Source organism: Kitasatospora sp. NA04385 (assembly GCF_013364235.1).
GTDB lineage: Bacteria > Actinomycetota > Actinomycetes > Streptomycetales > Streptomycetaceae > Kitasatospora.
The window spans coordinates 3176180-3201611 of sequence record NZ_CP054919.1; the positions used below are offsets into that span (position 1 = coordinate 3176180).

At 70.3% G+C, this 25432-nt stretch carries 21 protein-coding genes and 3 tRNA genes; 4 read left to right on the forward strand and 20 right to left on the reverse strand.

Annotated features, from left to right (window positions below; translation table 11 throughout):
* Nucleotides 1-88: 88 nt before the first annotated feature.
* Both HUT16_RS13905 and HUT16_RS13910 read left to right on the forward strand, forming a co-directional pair.
* A complete protein-coding gene (locus HUT16_RS13905) occupies nt 89-925 on the forward strand; it encodes a hypothetical protein (protein ID WP_176188506.1) in 837 nt (278 codons plus the stop codon).
* On the forward strand, nt 922-3102 hold the full coding sequence (locus HUT16_RS13910; protein WP_176188507.1) for a hypothetical protein: 2181 nt from the start codon (nt 922-924) through the stop codon (nt 3100-3102). Before HUT16_RS13905 ends, HUT16_RS13910 begins: the two co-directional genes overlap by 4 nt.
* Here HUT16_RS13910 and HUT16_RS13915 read toward each other — a convergent pair.
* The 11 genes from HUT16_RS13915 to HUT16_RS13965 form a co-directional block, all read right to left on the reverse strand.
* Complete coding sequence (locus HUT16_RS13915) at nt 3081-6974, reverse strand: DNA-directed RNA polymerase subunit beta' (RefSeq protein ID WP_176188508.1); 3894 nt, start codon at nt 6972-6974, stop codon at nt 3081-3083. The genes HUT16_RS13910 and HUT16_RS13915 overlap by 22 nt on opposite strands.
* 115 nt (nt 6975-7089) lie before the next feature.
* On the reverse strand, nt 7090-10563 hold the full coding sequence (gene rpoB / locus HUT16_RS13920; RefSeq protein WP_033250896.1) for a DNA-directed RNA polymerase subunit beta: 3474 nt from the start codon (nt 10561-10563) through the stop codon (nt 7090-7092).
* A 621-nt stretch (nt 10564-11184) separates the two neighbouring features.
* Complete coding sequence (rplL, locus tag HUT16_RS13925) at nt 11185-11571, reverse strand: 50S ribosomal protein L7/L12 (RefSeq protein WP_217712175.1); 387 nt, start codon at nt 11569-11571, stop codon at nt 11185-11187.
* Between the two features lie 80 nt (nt 11572-11651).
* Nucleotides 11652-12206: a 50S ribosomal protein L10 gene (gene rplJ / locus HUT16_RS13930; RefSeq protein ID WP_014136320.1), complete on the reverse strand. Its 555-nt coding sequence runs from the start codon at nt 12204-12206 to the stop codon at nt 11652-11654.
* 293 nt (nt 12207-12499) lie between these two features.
* The gene (locus HUT16_RS13935; protein WP_176188510.1) at nt 12500-13303 is read right to left on the reverse strand and encodes a hypothetical protein; all 804 of its coding nucleotides are present in this window, start codon (nt 13301-13303) and stop codon (nt 12500-12502) included.
* A 106-nt stretch (nt 13304-13409) separates the two neighbouring features.
* Nucleotides 13410-14243, reverse strand: coding sequence for a hypothetical protein (locus HUT16_RS13940; RefSeq protein WP_176188511.1), 834 nt, complete (start codon nt 14241-14243; stop codon nt 13410-13412).
* Nucleotides 14244-14404: 161 nt separating this feature from the next.
* A complete protein-coding gene (gene rplA, locus HUT16_RS13945; RefSeq protein ID WP_176188512.1) occupies nt 14405-15127 on the reverse strand; it encodes a 50S ribosomal protein L1 in 723 nt (240 codons plus the stop codon).
* 77 nt (nt 15128-15204) lie between these two features.
* Complete coding sequence (rplK, locus tag HUT16_RS13950) at nt 15205-15639, reverse strand: 50S ribosomal protein L11 (RefSeq protein ID WP_030457453.1); 435 nt, start codon at nt 15637-15639, stop codon at nt 15205-15207.
* Nucleotides 15640-15805: 166 nt separating this feature from the next.
* A complete protein-coding gene (nusG, locus tag HUT16_RS13955; protein ID WP_176188513.1) occupies nt 15806-16723 on the reverse strand; it encodes a transcription termination/antitermination protein NusG in 918 nt (305 codons plus the stop codon).
* A 179-nt stretch (nt 16724-16902) separates the two neighbouring features.
* Entirely contained in the window at nt 16903-17172 is a 270-nt protein-coding gene (secE, locus tag HUT16_RS13960) for a preprotein translocase subunit SecE (RefSeq protein WP_254898302.1), read from the reverse strand.
* Nucleotides 17173-17412: 240 nt separating this feature from the next.
* Nucleotides 17413-17485 (reverse strand) — tRNA-Trp (locus tag HUT16_RS13965).
* 310 nt (nt 17486-17795) lie between these two features.
* Between HUT16_RS13965 and HUT16_RS13970 the strand changes: the two genes are divergently transcribed.
* Nucleotides 17796-19034 (forward strand): pyridoxal phosphate-dependent aminotransferase, encoded by a 1239-nt coding sequence (locus HUT16_RS13970; RefSeq protein WP_176188515.1) that lies wholly within the window; start codon nt 17796-17798, stop codon nt 19032-19034.
* A 93-nt stretch (nt 19035-19127) separates the two neighbouring features.
* On the forward strand, nt 19128-20162 hold the full coding sequence (locus HUT16_RS13975) for an adenosine deaminase (RefSeq protein WP_176188516.1): 1035 nt from the start codon (nt 19128-19130) through the stop codon (nt 20160-20162).
* On the opposite strand, the gene HUT16_RS13980 is transcribed toward HUT16_RS13975, so the two are convergent.
* The 9 genes from HUT16_RS13980 to HUT16_RS14020 all read right to left on the reverse strand — a co-directional run bounded on the left by HUT16_RS13980 (nt 20159) and on the right by HUT16_RS14020 (nt 25273).
* On the reverse strand, nt 20159-21196 hold the full coding sequence (locus HUT16_RS13980; RefSeq protein WP_176192665.1) for a UDP-N-acetylmuramate dehydrogenase: 1038 nt from the start codon (nt 21194-21196) through the stop codon (nt 20159-20161). The two genes, HUT16_RS13975 and HUT16_RS13980, sit on opposite strands and share 4 nt — an antisense overlap.
* A gap of 12 nt (nt 21197-21208) precedes the next feature.
* Nucleotides 21209-21652, reverse strand: coding sequence for an antibiotic biosynthesis monooxygenase (locus tag HUT16_RS13985; RefSeq protein ID WP_176188517.1), 444 nt, complete (start codon nt 21650-21652; stop codon nt 21209-21211).
* Between the two features lie 42 nt (nt 21653-21694).
* Nucleotides 21695-23122: a DHA2 family efflux MFS transporter permease subunit gene (locus tag HUT16_RS13990; RefSeq protein ID WP_176188518.1), complete on the reverse strand. Its 1428-nt coding sequence runs from the start codon at nt 23120-23122 to the stop codon at nt 21695-21697.
* An 83-nt stretch (nt 23123-23205) separates the two neighbouring features.
* Nucleotides 23206-23757, reverse strand: coding sequence for a TetR/AcrR family transcriptional regulator (locus HUT16_RS13995; RefSeq protein ID WP_176192666.1), 552 nt, complete (start codon nt 23755-23757; stop codon nt 23206-23208).
* 103 nt (nt 23758-23860) lie between these two features.
* A complete protein-coding gene (locus HUT16_RS14000; protein WP_176188519.1) occupies nt 23861-24289 on the reverse strand; it encodes a MaoC family dehydratase in 429 nt (142 codons plus the stop codon).
* Entirely contained in the window at nt 24286-24747 is a 462-nt protein-coding gene (locus tag HUT16_RS14005; protein WP_176188520.1) for a MaoC family dehydratase N-terminal domain-containing protein, read from the reverse strand. Before HUT16_RS14005 ends, HUT16_RS14000 begins: the two co-directional genes overlap by 4 nt.
* A 90-nt stretch (nt 24748-24837) precedes the next feature.
* Complete coding sequence (rpmG, locus tag HUT16_RS14010) at nt 24838-25002, reverse strand: 50S ribosomal protein L33 (protein WP_006604855.1); 165 nt, start codon at nt 25000-25002, stop codon at nt 24838-24840.
* 83 nt (nt 25003-25085) lie between these two features.
* Nucleotides 25086-25158 (reverse strand) — tRNA-Met (locus HUT16_RS14015).
* Between the two features lie 42 nt (nt 25159-25200).
* Nucleotides 25201-25273: transfer RNA gene (locus HUT16_RS14020), tRNA-Thr, on the reverse strand.
* Nucleotides 25274-25432 lie beyond the last annotated feature (159 nt).

Genomic DNA, 25432 nt, shown 5'->3' on the forward strand with positions numbered 1-25432 from the left:
ATCGACCCCGCCGAGGCGGAACATCCGTCCGCACACGCCGGACCACTTGGCTCCGAAATTACGTTCGACTTGCCCGGAGGATTCAAACATGTCGTCACCCGAGCACACCTGGGACATCCCTCCCGAATACACGATCCTGACCATTGACGCCCGCAATTTCAGCAAAGTACCGGAATCGCTCCAGCCTCCCCTCAAGGAGGCGATGACCACGGCGCTCCGAACCGCTTTCACCAGCAGCGGCCTCGCCGACGAGTGGGCGCACCCCTCGTTCACCCGCGACAACGGGGACGGCTTCACCATGGCCTTCGCACCGCTCCGCAGTTGGCGACTGGTCGACCCCATGCCCAGGCACCTCGATCAGGCCCTGGAGAACTACCAGGTCGAAAAGGCTCCCGGCGCCCCCGACCTGGCCATTCGCATGGCCCTGCACATCGGGCCGTTTCCACCCAGCCACCTCTCCGACGCCATCAACGACGTCTCGCGTTTCATCGATTCCGCGACCGCCAGAACCGCCCTGGAAGGGGCCGTGGCAAACGGCGGCCACACCGCACTGGTGCTTTCCGACGAGATGTTCCAGCGGGTGATCGGCGCCGGCCGGAGCCAACTGACCGAGGAACGCCACTTCCTTCGCATTCCGGCGACCGACGTACCGGACAAGGACTTCTCCAAACCCTCGTGGGTGTACGCCCCGCGCGTCACCCCGGAGAAGCTCGCGTCCCACTTCGACGCCCGCTCCCCCTCCCTGCCGCTCGTCCCGCTCGGCAACCGCCGGGGCAGCCTGGCGGCCGAGCTCCTCCACAGCGCCGCCTCCAGCGGGCGGCTCAACGTCCACACCGTCGCCGACCGGATCGACTCGGTGCACGCCGTCCAGATCAACCAGGCCGGGCTGGTGACCGGTCTCCACCCGGAGGCGACACAGCAGTGACCCCCGACCGATCCGACTCCGACGAAGAACTCGACCCCCCGCTCCACGGCCTCCCGGACGCGACGACGGTCCCCGGCCCCGTCACCAACATCGGTGTCCTGGCCCACCACATCGGGTCCGTGGTGCACCAGGAGATCCGGCGCCGGGACGTCCTGGACGCCACCGAACTCCCACGGGACGCCCTGCTGCTCGCCCCGTACGTCGAGGTCGACGACTGGTCCGAGGGCCGAACGGCCGGGACCGCCTTCCTCGCACCGGGCGGAACCTCCGGTGTCCTGCTGGTCATAGCCAGGCGTGGCTGCGGATCGTCCACCTTCGTCCGCCGGCTGTGCGCCGATCACGCGTCCACGGCGACGGCGATCCTCGATCTGGAACCCGACTGGGACGCTCCCTCGGTGAGCCGCCTGCCCCTGGAGCCGCAGCGCGTCTACATCCTCGAACTGAAGAATCCCGGCACGGACCTCCCCGGCTCCGGCTTCCTCGACCGGCTCGCCGCGTTCGGCGAACAACTCCTGGCAGGGGGTTCACGGCTGATCGTCACGTTCACCGAGCAGTTGTGGGAATCCGTGGACGGCTGGCAGCACCCCCAGGTCCCGGTCGTCCACCTGCGCGCCGCTCCGGACCCGCAGCGGTTGGTCGAGGAGCACCTCAGGTCCCGGAAGCACCCGGCCGCAATCGCCTACGTCAGGACCGCTACGGCCCGGGCGCTGCTGCGCGGCATGAACGCGGTGGAAGCGACCCGGGCCGTGGAGACCGTCATCCGCCAGTGGGGCTCGGCCCCGACCGGGTCGGAGCAGCAGGCCGTCCTGTCCTGGCTGCCGCCCCTGGCGGGCCGTCGACGGAGCTCCGCTCCGCCCCCGGAGCAAGGGTTCGACCAGGAACTCGCCGCCCGGATCGAGTCCGCGCTCGGCGACTGGCGGATCGAGCTCGACAGGCTGTTCAACGAGGCCGCCACCGGCCCGGGGAGCAGCAGCCTGTCCCTGCGTCTGCGCTGCCTGCTGGTCAGCCTGGTCGTCCACCGCACCGCACCCGCGCACACCATCGACCAGGACGCGCTGGCGCTGGAGACCGCGCTGGTGCGGGCATCACCGGGAGGCTCCCACGGCGAGCCCACGGTGGCGACGCTCTTCTCCGGGCAGGGGCTGCGCTCCCGTCTGGCGGCGCTCTCCGCCCAGGTCGACCCGTACGACCAGGTGGTGTTCGACCGGTCCGGCTACACGGAGGCCGTCCTGGTCTACGTGTGGGACAACTTCCCCCAGATCCGCTCCGTCCTCCTCGACTGGCTCGTCCGCCTTCCCGTCCGCAACCGGACGGCCGCCAACCCGGCCGCCCGCGCCCTCGCGGAGCTGATCCTGCGCCACAAGGACATCGACCGGCTGGACGAGAGCCGACGGATCGCCGTGGAAGCCGGCCGGACCGCGCTGCTCGCCGAAGTCACCGGCCGGGTGCTGGCCGACGAGCACATGCGCCGGGGCGTCTGGCAGTTGATGACGGCCTGGGCCAAGTCCCAGAACGGTCCCGGCCAGGCCGTGATCGACATCTGCCGCCCCGTGCTCCTGGCCCCCGGAAGTCGCCCCGGCGACCGGCGCCTGGCCATGACCCGGCTCCGTCACCTGGCCCAGCACGCCGAGAACGGCCTGCGGGGGCGACTGCTCGCGCTGCTGGACGACCTCGCCGCAGAAGAACGGACCCTCCCGCTGCTGGTCGGCGAGGTCGACACCTGGCTCACCCGGGACCGGCCCGGCCACCTCGGCACGCTCTCCCTGTTGGCCCTGCTGAAGGTGCGCCAGGAGGGGGAGTCGGGGCCGTGGCTGCTCTCCACTCCCGCACCGCTGCCGGAGCGCCTGCTGACCCGGGGTCTCGCCGAACTCCTGGGGAACTTCCGCGATCATCCGGAGGCCGTCCCCCGCGCCGCCGGGTGGCTTCACCCGGTGCCCGAGGGAGAGGGCCTCGACCAGGTCCTCGACTGCCTTGCGGCCGCCCTCTCCGCCTCGGCCGAGGCGGACCCGTCCATGCACCTGATGTCCGCACTCACCGAAGCGGACTCCGACCCCGGCCGCCTCAGGAACCTGCTGTTCCAACGGATGCTCGCCGGAACGCCGCAGGGCGGCCACCCCGAGTGGGGTGGCCGCCCTGCGGTGCAGCCGGCGGAGGATCAGCCGGTGTACGGGCCGTAGTCGTAGTCGTCCAGCGGGACGGCCTGACCGGAGCCCGCGCCGAACGGCGACAGGTCGTAGTCGTCGTAGCCGACGGCCGAGTACATCGCGGCCTTGGCCTCCTCGGTGGGCTCGACCCGGATGTTGCGGTAGCGGGGCAGACCCGTACCGGCCGGGATGAGCTTGCCGAGGATGACGTTCTCCTTGAGGCCCAGCAGCGGGTCCGACTTGGCGTGGATCGCCGCGTCGGTGAGCACCCGGGTCGTCTCCTGGAAGGAGGCGGCCGACAGCCAGGACTCGGTGGCCAGCGAGGCCTTGGTGATGCCCATCAGCTGCGGACGGCCGGAGGCGGGGTGGCCGCCCTCGGAGACCACGCGACGGTTCTCCTGCTCGAAGCGGCCGCGCTCGACGAGCTCGCCCGGGAGCAGCTCGGCGTCGCCCGACTCGATGATCGTCACGCGGCGGAGCATCTGCCGGATGATGATCTCGATGTGCTTGTCGTGGATCGACACGCCCTGCGAGTTGTAGACCTTCTGGACCTCGGCCACCAGGTGGATCTGGACGGCACGCTGGCCCATGATGCGCAGCACGTCGTGCGGGTTGGTCGCACCGACGGTCAGCTTCTGGCCGACCTCGACCGCCTCGCCCTCGCTGACCAGCAGCTTGACGCGCTTGGAGACCGGGTAGGCGATCTCGTCGCTGCCGTCGTCGGGGGTGACGACGACCTTGCGGGTCTTCTCGGTGTCCTCGATGCGGACGCGGCCCTGGGCCTCCGAGATCGGGGCCACACCCTTGGGGGTGCGGGCCTCGAAGAGCTCGACGACACGGGGCAGACCCTGGGTGATGTCGTCACCGGCCACACCACCGGTGTGGAAGGTGCGCATGGTCAGCTGGGTGCCGGGCTCACCGATGGACTGGGCGGCGATGATGCCGACCGCCTCACCGATGTCGACCAGCTTGCCGGTGGCCAGCGAGCGGCCGTAGCAGAAGGCACAGGTGCCGACCGCGGACTCGCAGGTCAGGATCGAGCGGACCTTGACCGAGCTCACGCCGTGCCGGATCAGCTCGTCCATCAGGACGTCGCCGAGGTCGGTGTTGGCGGTGGCGATCAGCTTGCCGTCGACGGTGATGTCCTCGGCGAGCATGCGGGCGTACACGCTGGTCTCGACGTCGTCGGCCTTGCGCAGCACGCCGTCCGCACCGACCTGGCCGATCTCCAGCTTGAGGCCGCGCTCGGTGCCGCAGTCCTCCTCGCGGATGATCACGTCCTGCGAGACGTCCACCAGACGACGGGTCAGGTAACCCGAGTCGGCGGTGCGCAGCGCGGTGTCGGCCAGACCCTTGCGGGCACCGTGGGTGGAGATGAAGTACTCCAGCACGGACAGGCCCTCGCGGAACGAGGCCTTGATGGGACGCGCGATGGTCTCGTTCTTCGCGTTCGACACCAGACCGCGCATACCGGCGATCTGACGCATCTGCATCATGTTTCCGCGCGCGCCCGAGTCGACCATCATGAAGATGGGGTTCGTCTTCGGGAAGTTCGCGGCCATCGCGTCGGCGACCTCGTTGGTCGCGCGGGTCCAGATGCCGATGAGCTCGGACTTGCGCTCGTTGTCGGTGATCAGACCGCGCTCGTACTGGCGCTGGACCTTCTCCGCCTGCGCCTCGTAGCCCTCCAGGATGGCGGGCTTGGTCGGCGGGACGATGACGTCCGAGATCGAGACGGTGACACCGGAACGGGTCGACCAGTGGAAGCCGGCCGCCTTCAGGTTGTCGAGCGCCGCGGCGACGACGACCTTCGGGTAGCGCTCGGCGAGGTCGTTGACGATCGCCGAGAGCTGCTTCTTGCCGATCTCGTAGTCGACGAACGGGTAGTCCTCGGGCAGCAGCTCGTTGAAGAGCGCCCGGCCCAGCGTGGTGGTGATCCGGAACGGCTCGCCCTCGTGCCAGGTCGGCTGCCCGTCCTCGTCCACCGGCGGGGTCCAGCCGCGCGGCGGGACGGTGCCGGCGCCCATGCGCAGGTCGATGGTGGCCTGGACGTCCAGCTCGCGGGCGTCGAAGGCCATGATCGCCTCGGCGGTCGAGGAGAAGGAACGGCCCTTGCCCTTGACCTCCTCGCGGTCCGAGGTGAGGAAGAACAGGCCCAGCACCATGTCCTGGGTCGGCATGGTGACGGGGCGGCCGTCGGCCGGCTTCAGGATGTTGTTCGAGGACAGCATCAGGATGCGGGCCTCGGCCTGCGCCTCCGCGGACAGCGGCAGGTGCACGGCCATCTGGTCGCCGTCGAAGTCCGCGTTGAACGCGGTGCAGACGAGCGGGTGGATCTGGATGGCCTTGCCCTCGACCAGCTGCGGCTCGAAGGCCTGGATGCCGAGGCGGTGCAGGGTGGGCGCACGGTTCAGCAGCACCGGGTGCTCGGCGATGACCTCTTCGAGGACGTCCCACACCACGGGGCGGGCGCGCTCGACCATGCGCTTGGCCGACTTGATGTTCTGCGCGTGGTTCAGGTCGACCAGGCGCTTCATCACGAACGGCTTGAAGAGCTCCAGCGCCATGGCCTTGGGCAGGCCGCACTGGTGCAGCTTGAGCTGCGGGCCGACGACGATGACCGAACGGGCCGAGTAGTCGACGCGCTTGCCGAGCAGGTTCTGGCGGAAACGACCCTGCTTGCCCTTGAGCATGTCGGACAGCGACTTCAGCGGACGGTTGCCGGGGCCCGTGACCGGGCGGCCGCGGCGGCCGTTGTCGAAGAGCGCGTCGACGGCCTCCTGGAGCATGCGCTTCTCGTTGTTCACGATGATCTCGGGCGCGCCGAGGTCGAGAAGCCGCTTCAGGCGGTTGTTGCGGTTGATGACGCGGCGGTACAGGTCGTTCAGGTCGGAGGTGGCGAAGCGGCCACCGTCGAGCTGGACCATCGGGCGCAGGTCCGGCGGGATCACCGGGACGCAGTCGAGCACCATGCCCTTGGGCTTGTTGCTGGTCTGCAGGAAGGCGGAGACGACCTTGAGGCGCTTGAGCGCGCGGGTCTTCTTCTGGCCCTTGCCGGTGCGGATGATCTCGCGGAGGCGCTCGGCCTCCTCGCCCAGGTCGAAGGACTCCAGGCGGTCCTTGAGGGCCGCGGCGCCCATCGAGCCGGAGAAGTAGGTGCCGAAGCGGTCGCGCAGCTCGCGGTAGAGCAGCTCGTCGCCCTCCAGGTCCTGGACCTTGAGGTTCTTGAAGCGGGTCCAGACCTCGTCGAGGCGGTCGATCTCGCGCTGCGTGCGGTCGCGCAGCTGCTTCATCTCGCGCTCGGCGCCCTCGCGCACCTTGCGGCGCACGTCGGCCTTGGCGCCCTCGGCCTCCAGCTCGGCCAGGTCGGACTCGGCCTTCTTGGCCCGGGCCTCCAGGTCGGCGTCGCGCCGGTTCTCGATCTGCTGGCGCTCGACCGAGACGTGCGCCTCCAGGGACGGGAGGTCGCGCTGGCGGCGCTCGTCGTCGACCCAGGTGATCATGTAGGCGGCGAAGTAGATGACCTTCTCGAGGTCCTTCGGCGCCAGGTCGAGCAGGTAGCCCAGGCGGGACGGGACACCCTTGAAGTACCAGATGTGGGTGACCGGGGCGGCCAGCTCGATGTGGCCCATCCGCTCGCGGCGCACCTTGGCGCGGGTCACCTCGACGCCGCAGCGCTCACAGATGATGCCCTTGAAGCGGACGCGCTTGTACTTGCCGCAGTAGCACTCCCAGTCCCGGGTGGGACCGAAGATCTTCTCGCAGAAGAGGCCGTCCTTTTCCGGCTTCAGCGTGCGGTAGTTGATGGTCTCCGGCTTCTTCACCTCGCCGTGCGACCACTGGCGGATGTCGTCGGCGGTGGCCAGTCCGATGCGGAGCTCGTCGAAGAAGTTGACGTCAAGCACTGGTCGTCAAGCCCTCTTTCGTGATTCGAGAGTCTGTCTGTTGGTCTGAGGGGGGCCTGGGGGCGGGCCGGCCCGGGGTCTTTGAAATCGGACCCGCAGGCCGGCCCGGCCTCCGTCAGACCTCTTCGACGCTGCTCGGCTCGCGCCGGGACAGGTCAATGCCGAGCTCTTCGGCGGCGCGGAACACGTCCTCGTCGCTGTCGCGCATCTCGATGGACTGGCCGTCCGAGGACAGCACCTCCACGTTGAGGCAGAGCGACTGCATTTCCTTGATGAGGACCTTGAAGGACTCGGGAATGCCGGGCTCGGGGATGTTCTCGCCCTTGACGATCGCCTCGTAGACCTTCACGCGGCCCAGGACGTCGTCGGACTTGATGGTGAGCAGCTCCTGCAGCGCGTAGGCCGCGCCGTACGCCTCAAGGGCCCACACCTCCATCTCACCGAAGCGCTGACCACCGAACTGCGCCTTACCACCGAGCGGCTGCTGGGTGATCATCGAGTACGGGCCGGTCGAACGGGCGTGCAGCTTGTCGTCGACCAGGTGGTGCAGCTTGAGGATGTACATGTAGCCGACCGAGATCGGCATCGGGAACGGCTCGCCGGAGCGGCCGTCGAACAGCCGGGCCTTGCCGGTGGAGTTCACCAGGCGCTCGCCGTCGCGGGTGAGCGTGGTGTTGTCCAGCAGGCCGGTGATCTCGTCCTCGCGGGCGCCGTCGAAGACCGGGGTGGCGAGGTTGGTGCCGCCCTCGACCGTGTCGGCGCCGATCGCCTGGAGGCGCTTGGCCCACTCGTCGGCGAGGCCGGAGACGTCCCAGCCCTGCTTGGCGAGCCAGCCGAGGTGGATCTCCAGGACCTGTCCCGGGTTCATCCGGGACGGGACGCCCAGCGGGTTCAGGATGATGTCGACCGGGGTGCCGTCCTCCAGGAACGGCATGTCCTCGACCGGCAGGATCTTGGAGATGACGCCCTTGTTGCCGTGGCGGCCGGCCAGCTTGTCACCGTTGGTGATCTTGCGCTTCTGGGCGACGTAGACGCGGACCAGCTGGTTCACGCCGGGGGGGAGCTCGTCCCCCTCCTCGCGGTCGAAGACGCGGACGCCGATGACCTTGCCGGACTCGCCGTGCGGCACCTTCAGCGAGGTGTCGCGGACCTCGCGGGCCTTCTCGCCGAAGATCGCGCGCAGCAGGCGCTCCTCCGGGGTCAGCTCGGTCTCGCCCTTGGGGGTGACCTTGCCGACCAGGATGTCGCCGGTGACGACGTCGGCGCCGATCCGGATGATGCCGCGCTCGTCGAGGTCGGCGAGGACCTCCTCGGAAACGTTCGGGATGTCCCGGGTGATCTCCTCGGGGCCCAGCTTGGTGTCGCGGGCGTCGACCTCGTGCTCCTCGATGTGGATCGAGGAGAGGACGTCGTCCTGGACGAGGCGCTGCGACAGGATGATCGCGTCCTCGTAGTTGTGGCCCTCCCACGACATGAACGCCACGAGGAGGTTCTTGCCGAGGGCCATCTCGCCCTCGTCGGTGCACGGGCCGTCGGCCAGCACCTGGCCGGCCTCGACCCGGGCGCCCTCGTCCACGAGCACCTTCTGGTTGAAGGCGGTGCCCTGGTTGGAGCGGGTGAACTTGGCGGCCCGGTAGGTGTTGTACGTGCCGTCGTCGTTGGCGACGGTGACGTAGTCGGCCGAGACCTCCTGCACCACGCCGGCCTTGTCGGCGGTGATGACGTCCGCGGCGTCGACGGCGCAGCGGTACTCCATGCCGGTGCCGACCAGCGGCGCCTCGCTGCGCAGCAGCGGGACGGCCTGGCGCATCATGTTCGAGCCCATTAGCGCGCGGTTGGCGTCGTCGTGCTCGAGGAAGGGGATCATGGCGGTCGCGACCGACACCATCTGGCGCGGCGAGACGTCCATGTAGTCGATCTCGGTGCCGGGGATGTAGTCGATCTCGCCGCCGCGGCGGCGGACCAGGACGCGGGGCTCGGCGAAGGTCAGCTCCGCGGTGAGCGGGGCGTTGGCCTGCGCGATGACGTACCGGTCCTCCTCGTCCGCGGTCAGGTAGTCCACGGCCTCGGTGACGACGCCGTCGACGACCTTGCGGTACGGGGTCTCGATGAAGCCGAACGCGTTGACCCGGCCGTACGAGGCCAGCGAGCCGATCAGACCGATGTTCGGGCCTTCGGGGGTCTCGATCGGACACATGCGGCCGTAGTGCGAGGGGTGCACGTCACGGACCTCGAAGCCGGCCCGCTCGCGGGACAGACCACCGGGGCCGAGCGCGGACAGCCGGCGCTTGTGGGTCAGGCCCGACAGCGGGTTCGTCTGGTCCATGAACTGCGACAGCTGGCTGGTGCCGAAGAACTCCTTGATGGAGGCGACGACCGGCCGGATGTTGATCAGGGTCTGCGGCGTGATCGCCTCGACGTCCTGGGTGGTCATGCGCTCGCGGACCACGCGCTCCATGCGGGCGAGGCCGGTGCGGACCTGGTTCTGGATCAGCTCGCCGACGTTGCGCAGGCGGCGGTTGCCGAAGTGGTCGATGTCGTCGACCTCGATGACGATGTCGCGGCCCTCGTCATCGCGCCACTCGGTCTCGCCGGCGTGCAGCTTCACCAGGTACTTGATGGTGTTGATGATGTCCGGCTCGGTGAGCACGCCGGAGTCCAGGGACTCGGCGTTGCCCAGCTTCCGGTTCACCTTGTAGCGGCCGACCTTGGCGAGGTCGTAGCGCTTCGGGTTGAAGTACAGGTTCTCCAGCAGCGTCTGCGCGGCCTCGCGGGTCGGCGGCTCGCCCGGGCGCAGCTTGCGGTAGATGTCGAGCAGCGCGTCGTCCTGGCCCTGGGTGTGGTCCTTCTCCAGGGTGGCGCGCATCGACTCGTACTCGCCGAACTCCTCCAGGATCATCTCGGTGGTCCAGCCGAGGGCCTTGAGCAGCACGGTGACCGACTGCTTGCGCTTGCGGTCGATGCGGACACCGACCATGTCGCGCTTGTCGATCTCCATCTCCAGCCAGGCACCGCGGGAGGGGATGATCTTGGCGGAGAAGATGTCCTTGTCGGAGACCTTGTCCAGGGTGGAGTCGAAGTAGACGCCGGGAGAACGCACCAGCTGGGACACGACGACACGCTCGGTGCCGTTGATGATGAACGTGCCCTTGTTGGTCATGAGCGGGAAGTCGCCCATGAACACGGTCTGGGACTTGATCTCACCGGTCTCGTTGTTGGTGAACTCCGCGGTGACGAAGAGCGGGGCCGCGAAGGTGAAGTCGCGGTCCTTGCACTCGTCGATGGAGTTCTTCGGCGGCTCGAAACGGTGGTCCCGGAAGGTCAGGGACATCGACCCGCTGAAGTCCTCGATCGGGGAGATCTCTTCGAAGATCTCCTCCAGACCGGACTTGGTGGGGACGTCCTGACCACTCTCCAGGGCAGCCTCGACCCGGGACTTCCAGGCCGCGTTCCCGAGCAGCCAGTCAAAGCTCTCGGTCTGCAGGGCCAGGAGGTTCGGGACCTCGAGGGGCTCCTTGATCTTCGCGAACGAGACGCGGAGCGGGGCGGTGGATGCGGAATTGTTCGAGGCGTTGCGCGGCGCGGCCAAGAGGGGGGTCCTTCCGAGGGCTCGGAGCTCACTACGCGCATACCGGCCGGGCCTTGCCGAGGCGGAAAACCCCAGGTCAGGACAGGGACCACTCCGGGCGACGAGTCACGGAGCAGCTAACAGGCAGCGCAAAGGGACAGTGTAGCCAAAGGCGACACTGCTAGCAAGCCCTGATTCGGAGACCGAATCGGACGCTCCTCCCGTACAACCGACAACCCGGGCAGTGATCCCTCACCGGCCGGGCCGTCGCACCCACTTCTGCGTCACCGGGAACCTTCCCAGCGCCGCCCCCGAATATGCATCGGCGGCGGTACCGCTTGGGCACGCGCCTTGAGAATCGCGCGCCGCGTGCTGTTCGTCAAGGCCCGCACCAGGGTGTGGACCTCGCACTGCCCATCGTCCGGACCGCGCCCCGCGTTACACGCTGCCTGCGCACGGGGGCCGACGGACAGCGATCACCCTACCCCCGGGCCCCGACAGGAGCCGATTCCGCCTTGGGCCATCGGGAGCAACCCGGAACCCGGCCGCCGCGGCCGGGCCCGGAACGCAAGCAGGCCGGGCCGGCCACCCCGAAGGGTGGCCGGCCCGGCCGGAAGAGAACCTCTCAGCGAGAGGAACGGGTCACTTGACGGTGACCTTGGCGCCCGCGCCCTCGAGCTGGGCCTTCGCCTTCTCGGCGACGTCCTTGGCGACCTTCTCCAGAACCTTCGCACCGGCGGTGTCGACGAGGTCCTTGGCCTCCTTCAGGCCGAGGGAGGTGAGGGCGCGCACCTCCTTGATGACCTGGATCTTCTTGTCGCCGGCACCGTCGAGGATGACGTCGAACTCGTCCTGCTCCTCGACGGCCTCGGCGGCGGCCGGGCCGGCACCGGCGGCGACGGCGGCGACCGGCGCGGCGGCGGTGACGTCGAACTTCTCCTCGAACGCCTTCACGAACTCGGAGAGCTCGATCAGGGTCATGCCCTCGAACTGCTCGAGCAGGTCCTCGGTGCTGAGCTTCGCCATGATTGGCGTCCTTCCACTAAATCGGCAGGTGCCGGATGTACGGGTTGGCGGGCGTGCTTACGGGCCCGCTGGGACGGGAGTGGTTACTCCGCGTCCTCGGCGGGAGCCGGAGTACCGGCACCGCCCTGCTCGACCTTCTCGCGCAGCGCCTCGACGGTGCGAACGAGCTTGGACGGGAGCGCCTGGAACACGGCGGCAGCCTGGGAGGGCTTGGCCTTCAGGGCACCCGCCAGCTTGGCGAGCAGCACCTCGCGGGACTCGAGGTCCGCGAGCTTCTTGATCTCATCGGCGGACAGCGCCTTACCGTCAAGGACACCGCCCTTGATGATGAGAGCAGGGTTCTCCTTGGCGAAGTCACGCAGAGCCTTCGCCGACTCCACCGGGTCACCGGTGACGAAGGCGACAGCCGTCGGACCGGCGAACAGGTCGTCCAGCTCGGAGATCCCGGCCTCGTTGGCCGCGATCTTGGTCAGCGTGTTCTTCACCACGGCGTAATCGGCGTTGCCGCCGAGCGAGCGACGAAGCGTCTTCAGCTGCTTCACCGTGAGACCGCGGTACTCGGTCAGAACGGCGGCGCTGGAGGCACGGAACTTGTCCGTGATCTCGGCGACGTCGGCAGCCTTGTCGGGCCTGGCCATAGGCTTACGCCTCCTTCCGTGATGTCGAAGTCGGGCCGACCTTCGAGAAGTCGACCATCCAACGCCGCGGACCCCAGGAAGCGAAGAAGCCCCGGCGCGCAGGCACCGGGGCTCGCAATGACCTCGACGGACCGTGAACGGCCCGGAGATCTCCACTCTGCTCCACAACCTGCGCGGGCGACCCGCAACGGGTGCGGATCCTTCGGTGCCGTCCTCCCTCGCGGGGCACGGCGACAACCAGCGGTCTTTGGCTCGGCCAGCCTAACCGGGCCGGACGGGTTTGACCAAATCGGCTAGGGGAAGGGCGGCGGGCTGGCCCCGGTGCCGGGTGCGGTGTCGGCCTCGGCGGGGGCCTGGACCGAGAGCGAGGAGCTGCCGAACTCGGTGTAGTCCACGGTGTCGACCTCGGCGGCGGCCCGGCGCAGCCGCACCACCTGGTCGCTGTCGTCGAGCCACAGGTCGAGCACCACGTCGCCGGGACCGAGCGCGGACTCCAGCGCCCGCTGCCGGGCCGGGTCGAGCTGGGTCTGCGCGGCGGCGTACCGGGCGGCGGTGGTGGTGATCCGGTAGTGCTCGGCGGTGGTGTCGAGCAGCTTCTCCTCGCCGACCAGCTGCGGGTCGGGGTCGGCGGCGGCCGCGGCGACCGCGACCACCGGGCTGAGCCGGTCGATCAGGTCGGTGTACGGGATCCGGCCGGTGGAGAACTTCTGCCAGTGCGGGCCGCCCAGCCGGGCCGCGCTCGCCGGGTCGCCGCCCAGGTAGGCGGAGGTGTCCAGTACCACCAGCATCTCGTCGTCCGCGTCGCCCTGGTACTTCAGCACCGTCTTGGGCGCCCAGAACAGCGCGCCCTTGGCGCCCTCGCCGGCCAGCACCGCGGTGTACTCGGCCCGCCGGGCGTCGTGCAGCACCAGCTGGGCGGAGAGCATCACCCCGTGCGGGGAGCGGTCGGTGGGGCTGGGCTGCGCGGTGGACGGGGAGGCGCTGGTGGAGGAGGCGCCGCCGTCGGGGGTCTTCCCGGAGGAGCCGCAGCCGGTGGCCGTCCCGGCGAGCAGCGCGGCCGCCAGGAGGGCCGCGGCCCAACGTGCCGGTGCCGCCATCGCTCCGCCTCCTGCCGCCTCGCCGCCGCCTCGACCCCTCACCATGCCATGCGGACCGCCCGGCCCCGGAGTCGCCCCCGGGAACGGGCGGGCCGCCGGCTCACGACTACTGCTGCAGCAGGTCCCCGAGCTTGAAGACCTCGTCGGGGCCAGGAGCCGGGGTGACCTTGACCGTGCCCAGGCCGCCGTAGGTGACCGTCGCGGGCTTGCCGCCCGCGTCGGCCGAGGGGTCGATGACGGACTGCTGGACCAGCTCGCCCTTGCCGTTGATCCACAGCTCGGTGACGACGGTCGCGCCGTCCTTCTTGATCTCGGTCAGCACCTGGTCCTTGAGGGCGCCTTCGATCTTCATCTTGGCGACCAGGTCCTCCGCCTTGATCTCGCTGCGGTAGTGCGTGGTGCTCTGGCCCGCGACGGTCTCGGTGCCGACCAGGGTGGCGGTGGGCGCGGCGGCGGCCAGCTGGACGCCCGGGTTCATCGCCTGCATCGTCGCGGTGATGGAGGCCGCCTCGTCCGAGCTGTCCGACGCGTCGATCACCATCCACTTCCTGCCCTTGGCCGCGGCGGCCATGTCGGGGGTGGCGCCGACGTACATCTGGCCGTCGGCGAAGAGGACCTTGACCTCCTGGCCCTCCTCCGTGGTGTTCATCAGGAAGGACCCGGGGTCCTTCCAGACGTAGTCGATGCTGCCCTTGACGTCGACGCCCTCGAGGGACAGCTTGGCACTGCCGGCCTTCTCCATCACCACGGCGGAGGCGAGCAGGGCCTCCTTGGGGGCGAGCTTCGTCCCGCCCTTGCCCGCTCCGGCGCCCTCGGCGGAGGCGGAGGCGGAGGAACCGCCCTTGGCCTCGGTCGAACCGCCGCCCGAGCCGGAGCTGCTGCAGGCGGTCAGGGCGCCGGCGGCCAGGCAGGCCACGGCGAGGGTACGCAGTGCGCGCACGGGAGGTCCCCCTCTGATCGGATTCTCATCTCAACTACGGGCCGGACTCTACCGAACCGCCCGGAGCGCCGCGCAAACCCTTTCCGGACGCCGACGGGCCCGCACCCCCGGAGGGGTGCGGGCCCGTCAGAGCGTTGACCGCAGGGGGAACTGACTCGGGGTCAGACCGCCGCCGGGTCCTCCTCGACGAGGAGGTTGCGGGTGCGGTTCGGGTCCACCTGGATGCCGGGGCCGATGGTGGTGGAGAAGGCGACCTTCTTCAGGTAGCGGCCCTTGGCGGCGGACGGCTTGGCCCGGAGGACCTCGTCGAGCGCGGCGGCGTAGTTCTCGACCAGCTGCTCGTCGGAGAACGAGGTCTTGCCGATGATCAGGTGCAGGTTCGAGTGCTTGTCGACGCGGAACTCGATCTTGCCGCCCTTGATGTCGTTGACGGCCTTGGCGACGTCCGGGGTCACGGTGCCGGTCTTCGGGTTCGGCATCAGGCCACGGGGACCGAGCACGCGGCCCAGGCGGCCGACCTTGCCCATCAGGTCCGGGGTGGCGACGACGGCGTCGAAGTCCAGACGACCCTTGGCGACCTCGTCGATCAGCTCGTCGGAGCCGACGATGTCGGCGCCCGCGGCACGCGCGGCCTCGGCACGCTCACCGTTCGCGAAGACCAGGACCCGAGCGGTCTTACCGGTGCCGTGCGGGAGGATGACGGTGCTGCGGACCATCTGGTCGGCCTTGCGCGGGTCGACGCCCAGACGCATGGCGACCTCGACGGTGCCGTCGAACTTGCTGGTGGAGGTCGCCTTGGCGAGGCGGACGGCCTCGAGCGGGGCGTAGATCCGGGCGCGGTCGACCTGGGCGTCCGCGGCCTTGAGGGCCTTGCTGCGCTTCACTGCTGCTCCTGGTGGTTAATGGAGTTCGTGGTGGGAACGGGCCGCGCTGGCCCTACCACGGAGGACGTACGGGCTGGTCAGCCCTCGACGGTGATGCCCATCGACCGGGCGGTGCCGGCGATGATCTTCTCCGCCGCGTCCAGGTCGTTGGCGTTCAGGTCGGGCATCTTGGTGGTGGCGATCTCGCGCACCTGGGCCGAGGTCAGCTTGGCGACCTTGGTCTTGTGCGGCTCCTTGGAGCCCTTGTCGATGCCCGCGGCCTTCAGGATGAGGCGAGCGGCCGGCGGGGTCTTCGTGACGAAGGTGAAGGAGCGGTCGTCGTAGACCGTGATCTCCACCGGCACGATCATGCCGCGCTGCGACTCGGTGGCCGCGTTGTACGCCTTGCAGAACTCCATGATGTTGACACCGTGCTGACCGAGCGCGGGGCCGACCGGCGGGGCCGGGTTGGCCGCACCGGCGTTGATCTGGAGCTTGATGAGCCCCGTGACCTTCTTCTTCTTGGGAGGCATGTCTCTCCGGGTCCTTCCGAGAGGTGATTGCTGATGTGCCCGGCCCCGGGGCGAAACCCGACCGCCAGGACACACATCGGACCAGGCTAACTGGTGAGGCGGTGCGGAACCAAAACGGTGCCGGGGCGGAGGCTCTCGCCCCGCCCCGGCACCGGTCCGCCGTGGGTCAGTTCTTCTGGATCTGGTCGAAGGAGAGCTCGACCGGGGTCTCCCGGCCGAAGATCTCCACCAGGCCCTTGACCTTCTTCGAGTCGGGGTTGATCTCGTTGATGGTCGCCTGCAGGGTCGCGAACGGGCCGTCGGTGACGGTGACCGAGTCGCCGACCTCGAAGTCCAGCACCTGCACCTCGACCGGGCGCACCGGCGAGGCCTTGCCGGCCTCCTTGGCGGCGGCGCGCTCCACGTCGGGGGCGAGCATCTTGACGACCTCGTCCAGGGTCAGCGGGTACGGGTCGTAGGCGTTGCCGACGAAGCCGGTGACACCGGGGGTGTTGCGCACGACGCCCCAGGACTCCGGGGTGAGGTCCATCCGGACCAGCACGTAGCCGGGGAGCTTGTTCTGCCGGATGGTCTTGCGGTCGCCGTTCTTGATCTGGACGACCTCCTCCTGCGGAACCTGGGACTCGAAGATGTAGTCCTCGACGTTCAGCGAGACGGAGCGCTGCTCCAGGTTCTGCTTCACCCGGTTCTCGTAGCCGGCGTAGGTGTGGATCACGTACCACTCGCCGGGGGCACGGCGCAGCTGCTCGCGGAACTCGGCGACCGGGTCGCTCTCGACCTCCTCGACCGGCTCGGCGTCCTCGGCGTCCTCGACGGCCTCGGCGGCCTCCTCGGCGAGGGCCTCCTCGGCGGCGGCGTCGGCCTCGTCCACCTCGTGCACGGCGGCGGCCTCGGCCGGCTCGCCCGCCTCCAGCTCGTCGGCGGCCTCGACCTCGTCCTCCTCGCCGTCCGCCTCGTCCACGATCTCCTCGGCGGTCTCGACGTCGGCAGCTTCGACGTCGGCAGCCTCGGCCGCGTCCGGCTCGGCGGCGACATCCGCCTCGCGGACGGTCTCGTCGGCGTCGTACAGGGGGGACTCAGACACGGTCGCTGCTTCTTTCCTGGTTGTGGAACGGATACCTCAACAGTACCGACTCAACGGTAGTCGCCCGTGGCCCTTCGCGCCGACAGCTCGACCCGGGCCGAAGAGTTCGGCCCGGGTCGGGGTGGAGTATTCGGTGCGGGACCTGCGGCGATCCCTGCGGGGTTTTGCCGGATCGGGCGTCAGCCGAAGACCCAGAAGGCACCCTTCGCGAAGACCCAGTCGAGACCGGCGACCAGCAGCATCAGCACGATCACGAAGGTCACCACGACGGTGGTGTACTGGATCAGCTGGCTGCGGGTGGGCCAGACCACCTTGCGGAGCTCGGCGATGATCTGGCGGTAGAAGATCGCGATCCGGGCGAACAGGCCCTTCTTGGCCCGCTTGCCGGACTTCTTGCCGCCCTCGCTCCCGGCCGCCTTGTTGGCGCGCCGGCGCTCGCGCCGGGACAGCTTGCCGTCCTCGGTGCTGGTGGTCTCGTCCGCGGCGCCTTCGGCCCCCTCGGGGTTGCCGCTCTCAGGCGTTGCGGTGGAGCCCGTGGTCTCCGTCACTCGTCCTCACCTGAATCCCGGTCCTGCGGAGGTCCGTGCCTGGTGCACGGGCGATCCGGCGAAAGCTGTGCTGGGTGGGGCCCTCTCCGCATCAAGCCCGCTCGCTCTGCGGAGCGAACGGGCTTGGCACGGATCGAGCAGCAGGGCACGAGGGACTCGAACCCCCAACCGCCGGTTTTGGAGACCGGTGCTCTACCAATTGAGCTAGTGCCCTACGGAACCTCGCGGTTCCGGCGCGGCCCCCAACCTACCGCATCCACCCGGCCGTGTGGTGTACCCGGCCGAAGGATCCGCACTTCGGGAGCCATCGAGCAGTGAGTGTACGGGTTCTTCGCCGATTGGTCGAACCTCATTCACCGAGATCCACATTCGCCGACTTTCGACGCCCTCCGCCCGAGATCCTCCGGCTCCGATCACCGTCCGCCCGAGATCGTCCGGAGCCGCGGGACGGATGCTGGAACGCCCGGGTGCGCGTGCCGGAACGGCGATGACCGCCGCCCGTGCGGTCTGGGAACATTCAACGCATGAGCGCACCCACCCCCGAGAACGTCTCCCCCGCCGCCCGCCGGGTCTCCGCCCGGGTCGGCGCCATCGCCGAGTCCGCCACCCTCGCCGTCGACGCCAAGGCCAAGGCCCTCAAGGCCGCCGGGCGCCCGGTGATCGGCTTCGGCGCCGGCGAGCCCGACTTCCCGACCCCCGGCTACATCGTGGACGCCGCGGTCGCCGCCTGCCAGGACCCGGCGAACCACCGCTACACCCCGGCCGGCGGCCTGCCGGAGCTGAAGGCCGCGATCGCCGCCAAGACGCTGCGCGACTCCGGCTACCAGGTGGACGCCTCGCAGGTGCTGGTGACCAACGGCGGCAAGCAGGCGATCTACAACGCCTTCGCCGCGATCCTCGACCCGGGCGACGAGGTGATCATCCCCGCGCCGTACTGGACCACCTACCCGGAGGCCGTGAAGCTGGCCGGCGGCGTCCCCGTCGAGGTCGTCTCGGACGAGACCACCGGCTACAAGGTCTCGGTGGAGCAGCTGGAGGCCGCCCGCACCGCGAACACCAAGGTGGTGCTGTTCGTCTCGCCGTCCAACCCGACCGGCGCGGTGTACACCGAGGCCGAGGCCGAGGCGATCGGCCGCTGGGCGCTGGAGCACGGCCTGTGGGTGCTCACCGACGAGATCTACGAGCACCTGGTGTACGGCGACGCGACCTTCACCTCGCTGCCGGCCCTGCTGCCCGAGCTGGCCGACAAGTGCATCGTGGTCAACGGCGTGGCCAAGACCTACGCGATGACCGGCTGGCGGGTGGGCTGGCTGATCGGCCCCCGGGACGTCGTCAACGCGGCCGCCAACCTGCAGTCGCACGCCACCTCGAACGTCTCCAACGTGGCCCAGCGCGCGGCGATCGCCGCCGTGGCCGGCGACCTGTCCGCGGTGGACGAGATGAAGACCGCGTTCGACCGCCGCCGCCGCACCATCGTGGCGATGCTGAACGAGATCGACGGCGTCCTGTGCCCCGAGCCGGAGGGCGCGTTCTACGTGTACCCGTCGGTCAAGGACCTGCTGGGCCGGGAGATCCGCGGCAAGCGCCCGCAGACCTCCGCCGAGCTGGCCGCGCTGATCCTGGACGAGGCCGAGGTCGCGGTCGTCCCCGGCGAGGCCTTCGGCACCCCCGGCTACCTGCGGCTGTCCTACGCGCTCGGCGACGCCGACCTGGTCGAGGGCGTCAGCCGGATGCAGAAGCTGCTCGGCGAGGCGCGCGCCTGACCTCCCGTCAGCACTGCCCCCCGCACCTCACCCCTTCGGGCGAGGCGCGGGGGGCAGTTCCTGTTTCCGGGCGTTTTGCGGCAGGATCGGTGAATGGATCGCCTGCGTGATGTCCGGAGCCTGCCGAAGGCCCACCTGCACCTGCACTTCACCGGTTCGATGCGCCCCGCGACGCTGCTCGAACTCGCCGACAAGCACGGCATCCGGCTGCCCGAGGCGCTCAGCTCCGAGCACCCGCCCAAGCTCCGGGCCACCGACGAGCGCGGCTGGTTCCGCTTCCAGCGGCTCTACGACACCGCCCGCTCCTGCCTGCGCGACGAGTCCGACATCCGCCGGCTGGTCCGGGAGACCGCCGAGGACGAGCGCGCCGACGGCTCCCGCTGGCTGGAGATCCAGGTCGACCCCACCTCGTACGCGCCGCTGCTCGGCGGCCTGACCCCGACCCTCGAACTGGTCCTGGACGCCGTCCGGGAGGCTTCCGAGGCCACCGGCGTCGGCATCCGGGTGCTGGTCGCCGCGAACCGGATGAAGTCCCCGATGGACGCCCGGACGCTGGCCCGGCTAGCCGTCCGGTACACCGACCGGGGCGTGATCGGCTTCGGCCTCTCCAACGACGAGCGCCGCGGCCTGGCCCGCGACTTCGACCGGGCCTTCGCCATCGCCCGGAACGGCGGCCTGATCGCCGCCCCGCACGGCGGCGAGCTCGCCGGGCCCGACTCGGTCCGCGACTGCCTGGACGACCTGGGCGCCGCCCGGATCGGCCACGGGGTGCGCGCCGCCGAGGACCCGCGGCTGCTCCAGCGCCTGGCCGACCGGCAGGTCACCTGCGAGGTCTGCCCGGCCTCCAACGTCGCGCTCGGCGTCTACGACAGCCCCGAGGAGGTGCCGCTGCGCGCGCTCTTCGAGGCCGGCGTCCCGCTCGCCCTGGGCGCCGACGACCCGCTGCTGTTCGGCTCCCGGCTGGCCGACCAGTACACCCTGGCCCGCGAGTCGCACGGCTTCACCGACGCCGAGCTGGCCGAGCTCGCCCGCCAGTCGGTCCGCTCCTCGCGGGCCCCCGAGCACGTGGTGAAGGAGCTGCTGGGCGAGATCGACGCCTGGCTGGTCGAGGAGCCGGCGGAGGCCTAGAGGCTGACGCCGACCATCACCGGCTCGTTTACCAGCTCCACCCCGAACGCCGCGCGCACCCCGTCGCGCACCTCGCGGGCCAGCGCGAGCAGGTCCTCGGTGGTCGCCGCGCCGCGGTTGGTCAGGGCGAGGGTGTGCTTGGTGGAGAGCGTGGCCGGGCCGCTGCCGTGGCCCTTGCGGAAGCCCGCGTTGTCGATCAGCCAGGCCGCCGAGGTCTTGGTCCGGCCCTCGCCGGCCGGGTAGCTCGGCGCCCGCAGGTCGCCCAACCGGGCGGTGAACGCGGCGAACTGGGCGTCCGTCAGGATCGGGTTGGTGAAGAACGACCCGGCCGACCAGGTGTCGTGGTCGGCCTCGTCCAGCACCATGCCCTTGCCCGCGCGCAGCCGCAGCACCTCGGCGTGGGCGTCGCCCAGCTTCACCCGCTGCCCCGCCTCGACGCCCATCGCCCGCGCGACCTCGGCGTACTTGACCGGCGAGGACAGCCCGCCCTCGTCGGCGAGCCGGAACCGCACCCGCAGCACCACGTACCGGTCCGGGTCCGCCTTGAAGCGGCTGTGCCGGTAGGAGAAGGCGCACTCCGCGGTGGCCAGCGTGACCGTCTCGCCGAGCAGGCGGTCGTAGGCGACCACCTCGGTGATGCTCTCGGCGACCTCCTGGCCGTACGCGCCGACGTTCTGCACCGGCGTCGCGCCCGCCGAGCCGGGGATGCCGGCCAGGAACTCGATCCCGGCCAGCCCGGCGGCGACGGTGCGGGCCACCGCGTCCGACCAGACCTCGCCGGCCGCGAGCTCCAGCAGCGTCCCGTCCAGGGCGAAGCCCTCGGTGGCGATCCGCAGCACCGTCCCGGGGAAACCGGCGTCCCCGATCACCAGGTTCGACCCGCCGCCCAGCACCAGCAGCGGCTCCCCCGCCGCGTCCGCCGCCCGCACCGCGGCCACCACCTCGGCGTCCGTCTGCGCCGTCACCAGCCGCCGGGCCGGCCCGCCCAACCGCAGCGTCGTCAACGGGGCCAGCGGCGCGTCCATCTCCTCGATCACCGCCCCAGCCTAAGGCAGCCCCGGAGGGAGCGGCGGAGAGCGGCCGGGGCCCGGGCCCCCGGCGCCGCCGCTACCCGTCCGCCGCGTCTCGGTCCAGGTCGGTTCCGCCGCCGTCTCCGCGTCCCAGGTGCGGAACAGGGAGTGGGCCATCACCGGGCGCAGGGCGGTCATCGCCCGCTGGTGGGTCTCGGAGCGGACGAACGCGGTGAGCGCCTCGCGGTCGCTCCAGCTGGAGAGCACCCAGAAGGTGCGCCGCAGCGGTTCGGCCCGCAGGGTGACGCCGAGCGCGCCGGGGGCGCGGCGGGCCCGGGCGCGGACCTTGAGGGACTGCCGCAGGAAGCCGGGGACGTGCCGCAGTCCGCGGACCCGGAGTTCGGCGGCCATCACCACGGGCCGGGCCGGGGGCCGCCGCGCGGCGGGTCCGGGGCTCCACGGGAGTGTCATGGCGAGCATCGGCGGGTTCCTCCTCGTTCGCGGGTGGTCGGGAGCGGGTGGTCAGGACTTGTCGGCCAGGACGGCTTCGGCCGGCCGGCTCGCGGCGACCGTCCGGGCGTCCCGCATGCCGTGCCGGCGCGGGATGAGCGCCGCGGACACCGCGCCGCCGCCGATCGCGAGGGCGCCGACCAGGAGCGCGGGGACCATGCCGTCGGTGAAGGCGTCGGCGCTGCCGTAGCCGCCCCGGGCGGAGAAGACCGCGGACAGCACGGCCACGCCGAGCGCGCCGCCGACCTCGCGCACGGCGTTGTTCGCGCCGGAGGCGATGCCCTGCTCGGCGGGGCGGACGCTGGCCATCACCAGGTTGGCGGTGGGGGCGAAGTACAGGGACATCCCGATGCCGCAGACCATCAGGACGGGGACCTGCGCCCCGTACCCGGCGGAGTTCTCGGCGAGCAGGGCGATCCCGACCAGGCCGAGGGCCTGCAGGGCGAGTCCGGTGACGACGAGGGGGCGGCCGCCGATCCGGTCGGTGAGGACGCCGGCGATCGGGGCGACCAGCAGCGGCATGGCGGTCCACGGGAGCATCCGGACGCCGGCCTGCTCGGCGGTGTAGTCGTTGACGCCCTGGAAGTACTGGCTGATCAGGAAGATCGAGCCGAACATGCCCAGGAACATCAGCAGGCTGGCCCCGTTCACGGCGCTGAACGCCCGGCTGCGGAACAGCCGCATCGGCAGCATCGGCCGCTGCGCGAAGCGGGTCTCGTAGCCGACGAAGGCGGCCAGCAGCAGGGTGCCGCCGATCAGCGCGGTGAGGACCAGCGGGTCGGTCCAGCCGTCGGGGTTGCCGCGGACCAGGCCGAGGACGACGCCGAACAGGCCGGTGCTGACCAGCACGGTGCCGGGGAGGTCGAGGCGCGGCTCCTCGCCGCGGCTCTCGCCGAGGACGGCGCGGGCGAGCGGCAGCAGGAGCAGGCCGACCGGGACGTTCACCCAGAAGATCCACTGCCAGGAGAAGTGCTCGGTGAGGCTGCCGCCGATCAGCGGCCCGGTGGCGACGGCCAGCCCGCTGACCCCGGACCAGATGCCGAAGGCCACTCCGCGCCTGGCGGCGGGCACCGCGACGGTGAGCAGGGTCAGGGTGAGCGGCATCATCACCGCCGCGCCGACGCCCTGGACGGCGCGGGCGGCGATCAGCGTGCCCATGTCGGGGGCGAGCGCGGCGGACGCCGAGCCGAGGGTGAAGACCGCGAGCCCGGCGAGGAACATCCGGCGGCGGCCGAAGCGGTCGCCGAGGGCCGCGCCGAACATCAGCAGGACGGCGAAGGTCAGGGTGTACGCGCTGACCGTCCACTCCAGGTCGGCGAGCGCGCCGCCCAGGTCGGCGCGGATCGCGGGCAGGGCGGTGGTGACCACCAGGTTGTCGAGCCCGGCCATGAAGCCGGCCACGCTGACGACCACCAGGGTCCAGACGGCTTGCCTGTTCATCAGCTCTCTCCCCCAAGGTTGTGATTGATCAATAACTTTTGTGGGCCGAAAAAAGGACGCGCCGCCGCTGTCGGCGGAGCGCCTCAGCTCTCCCCGTTCCGCTGCTGGCTGAGCTCCACGAAGCCCTCCCAGAGTTCGTGGCCGGCCGGGTACCCCAGGGCCACCAGGGTGTTGATCAGCATGCCGTGCGCCATGAACTCGGTGGCCGCCGCCCGGTCGCCGAGCCGCTCCCGGATCCGCTCGAACAGCCGGAGCCAGCCGGCCCGGGCGACCTCGCCGATCTCGTTGTCCCCGACGGACTCCGCCGCGAACACCGAGACGTAGATCTGCATCTGCATCATGACCTGCTCGCGGTCGGCGATCAGGCCGAGGTACGCCTCGCCCATCGCCTCGCACGCGGCCTCCCCCGTCAGACCCTCCGACGCGCGGTCGAAGACCCGCCAGGTCTCCTCGATGCAGTGCTCGGCCGCCGCCTCGAAGATCGCCTGCTTGTTGGGGAAGAGCCGGAACAGGTACGGCTGCGAGACGCCCACCCGGCGGGCGATCGCCTCCGTGGACGTCCCCCGGTAACCGCCCCGGGCGAACTCCACCATGGCCGCCCGGACGACGCTCTCGCGCCGCTCCTCGGCGGACATCCGCATGCTGTTCCTGGCCACACCCACAGGTTAGTGATTGGCCAATAACTTAGCAAGCCCCCGAGCGGCGGCCCCGTCGTCCGGGGCCCCCACCCGGAGCGCGTCAGACCAGGCGGACGACGGCCCGGGCCATGCCCAGGACCTTCTGCCCCGCGCTGGTGGCGGTCAGGTCGACCCGGACCCGCCCGTCCTCCAGCAGCGCCGCGACCTTCGCGGTGACCTCGACGGTGGCACCCGTGCCGTCGTTGGGCACGACCACCGGCTTGGTGAACCGGACGCCGTACTCGACGACCGCGGCCGGGTCGCCGACCCAGTCGGTCACCACCCGGGCGGCCTCGGCCATGGTGAACATGCCGTGCGCGATCACGTCCGGGAGGCCGACCTCCAGGGCGAACTTCTCGTTCCAGTGGATCGGGTTGAAGTCCCCGGAGGCACCGGCGTACTGCACCAGCGTCGCCCGGGTCACCGGGAACGACTGCGCCGGCAGCTCGGTGCCGACCTGGACCTCGTCAAAGCGGACCGCCACGGTCACTCCTCCCCCGCCTCGTCGGCGGCGCGCGCCACCAGCGTCATGATCGACGTCACCACGTGCTCGCCGCCGGCGTCGTCGACCTCGCCGCGGACGGTCAGCACGTCGTTGCCCGCCAGCGACTTGATCGCGTCGATCGAGACGGTGACGGAGAGCCGGTCGCCGGCCCGCACCGGGCGGGCGTAGACGAACTTCTGGTCGCCGTGCACGACGCGGCTGTAGTCGAGGCCCAGCTCGGGGTCGTTGACGACCTGCGCGGCGGCCCGGAAGCTCAGCATGAAGGGGAAGGTCGGCGGAGCGATGACGTCCGGGTGGCCCAGCGACTTGGCGGCCTCGACGTCGGTGTACGCCGGGTTCGCGTCACCGATCGCGGCGGCGAACTCGCGGATCTTCTCCCGGCCCACCTCGTACGGCTCGGTGGGCGGGTACGTCCGCCCGATGAACGAGGGGTCGAGTGGCATGGGGCAACTCCTCTGGTGCGTACGGTCCGGCCTGCAGAAACGACTCCAGGCCGCTCCCCGAGTGGGGTGCGGCCTGGAGTCGAGGCAAAGTCAGCGGGTTTCGCGGTGCGCCGTGTGAGAGTTGCAACGCGGGCAGTGCTTCTTCATCTCAAGACGGTCCGGGTCGTTGCGCCGGTTCTTCTTGGTGATGTAGTTCCGCTCCTTGCACTCCACGCAGGCCAGCGTGATCTTCGGGCGGACGTCGGTGGCAGCCACGGGAGTGCCTTCCTTGGACAATGAATAAGAACACAGACAAGAGTAGCCGATCGGGAGTAATCCCCCCGATCGACTACGCGGGGTAGCGGTGACCGGACTTGAACCGGTGACACAGCGATTATGAGCCGCTTGCTCTACCAACTGAGCTACACCGCTTTGATGATCGGAACCTCACCGGAGCGAGGAGCTTCTCACCAGAGCCCCCATGCGGAATCGAACCGCAGACCTTCTCCTTACCATGGAGACGCTCTACCGACTGAGCTATAGGGGCGAACGAGGAAGAGATTACACGGTTCCGGGCCAGAGGTGAAATCCGTATCCGCGGCGGATCTCCGCAGGTCGGCGGCCCCGTACTGACGGCCCGTCACCCGACACCCGTTCGACCCCCGCCGCAACCCGGGGCCGCCCGACACGTCACGACACGTCCCGG

Coding starts and splice junctions, on each gene's coding strand:
- HUT16_RS13905 (WP_176188506.1), top strand. CDS start 89: ATGTCGTCACCCGAGCACACCTGGGACATCCCTCCCGAATACACGATC.
- rplJ (WP_014136320.1), bottom strand. CDS start 12,206: ATGGCCAGGCCCGACAAGGCTGCCGACGTCGCCGAGATCACGGACAAG.
- HUT16_RS13935 (WP_176188510.1), bottom strand. CDS start 13,303: ATGGCGGCACCGGCACGTTGGGCCGCGGCCCTCCTGGCGGCCGCGCTG.
- rplK (WP_030457453.1), bottom strand. CDS start 15,639: ATGCCTCCCAAGAAGAAGAAGGTCACGGGGCTCATCAAGCTCCAGATC.
- HUT16_RS13970 (WP_176188515.1), top strand. CDS start 17,796: ATGAGCGCACCCACCCCCGAGAACGTCTCCCCCGCCGCCCGCCGGGTC.
- HUT16_RS13975 (WP_176188516.1), top strand. CDS start 19,128: ATGGATCGCCTGCGTGATGTCCGGAGCCTGCCGAAGGCCCACCTGCAC.
- HUT16_RS13985 (WP_176188517.1), bottom strand. CDS start 21,652: ATGCTCGCCATGACACTCCCGTGGAGCCCCGGACCCGCCGCGCGGCGG.
- HUT16_RS13990 (WP_176188518.1), bottom strand. CDS start 23,122: ATGAACAGGCAAGCCGTCTGGACCCTGGTGGTCGTCAGCGTGGCCGGC.
- HUT16_RS13995 (WP_176192666.1), bottom strand. CDS start 23,757: ATGTCCGCCGAGGAGCGGCGCGAGAGCGTCGTCCGGGCGGCCATGGTG.
- HUT16_RS14005 (WP_176188520.1), bottom strand. CDS start 24,747: ATGCCACTCGACCCCTCGTTCATCGGGCGGACGTACCCGCCCACCGAG.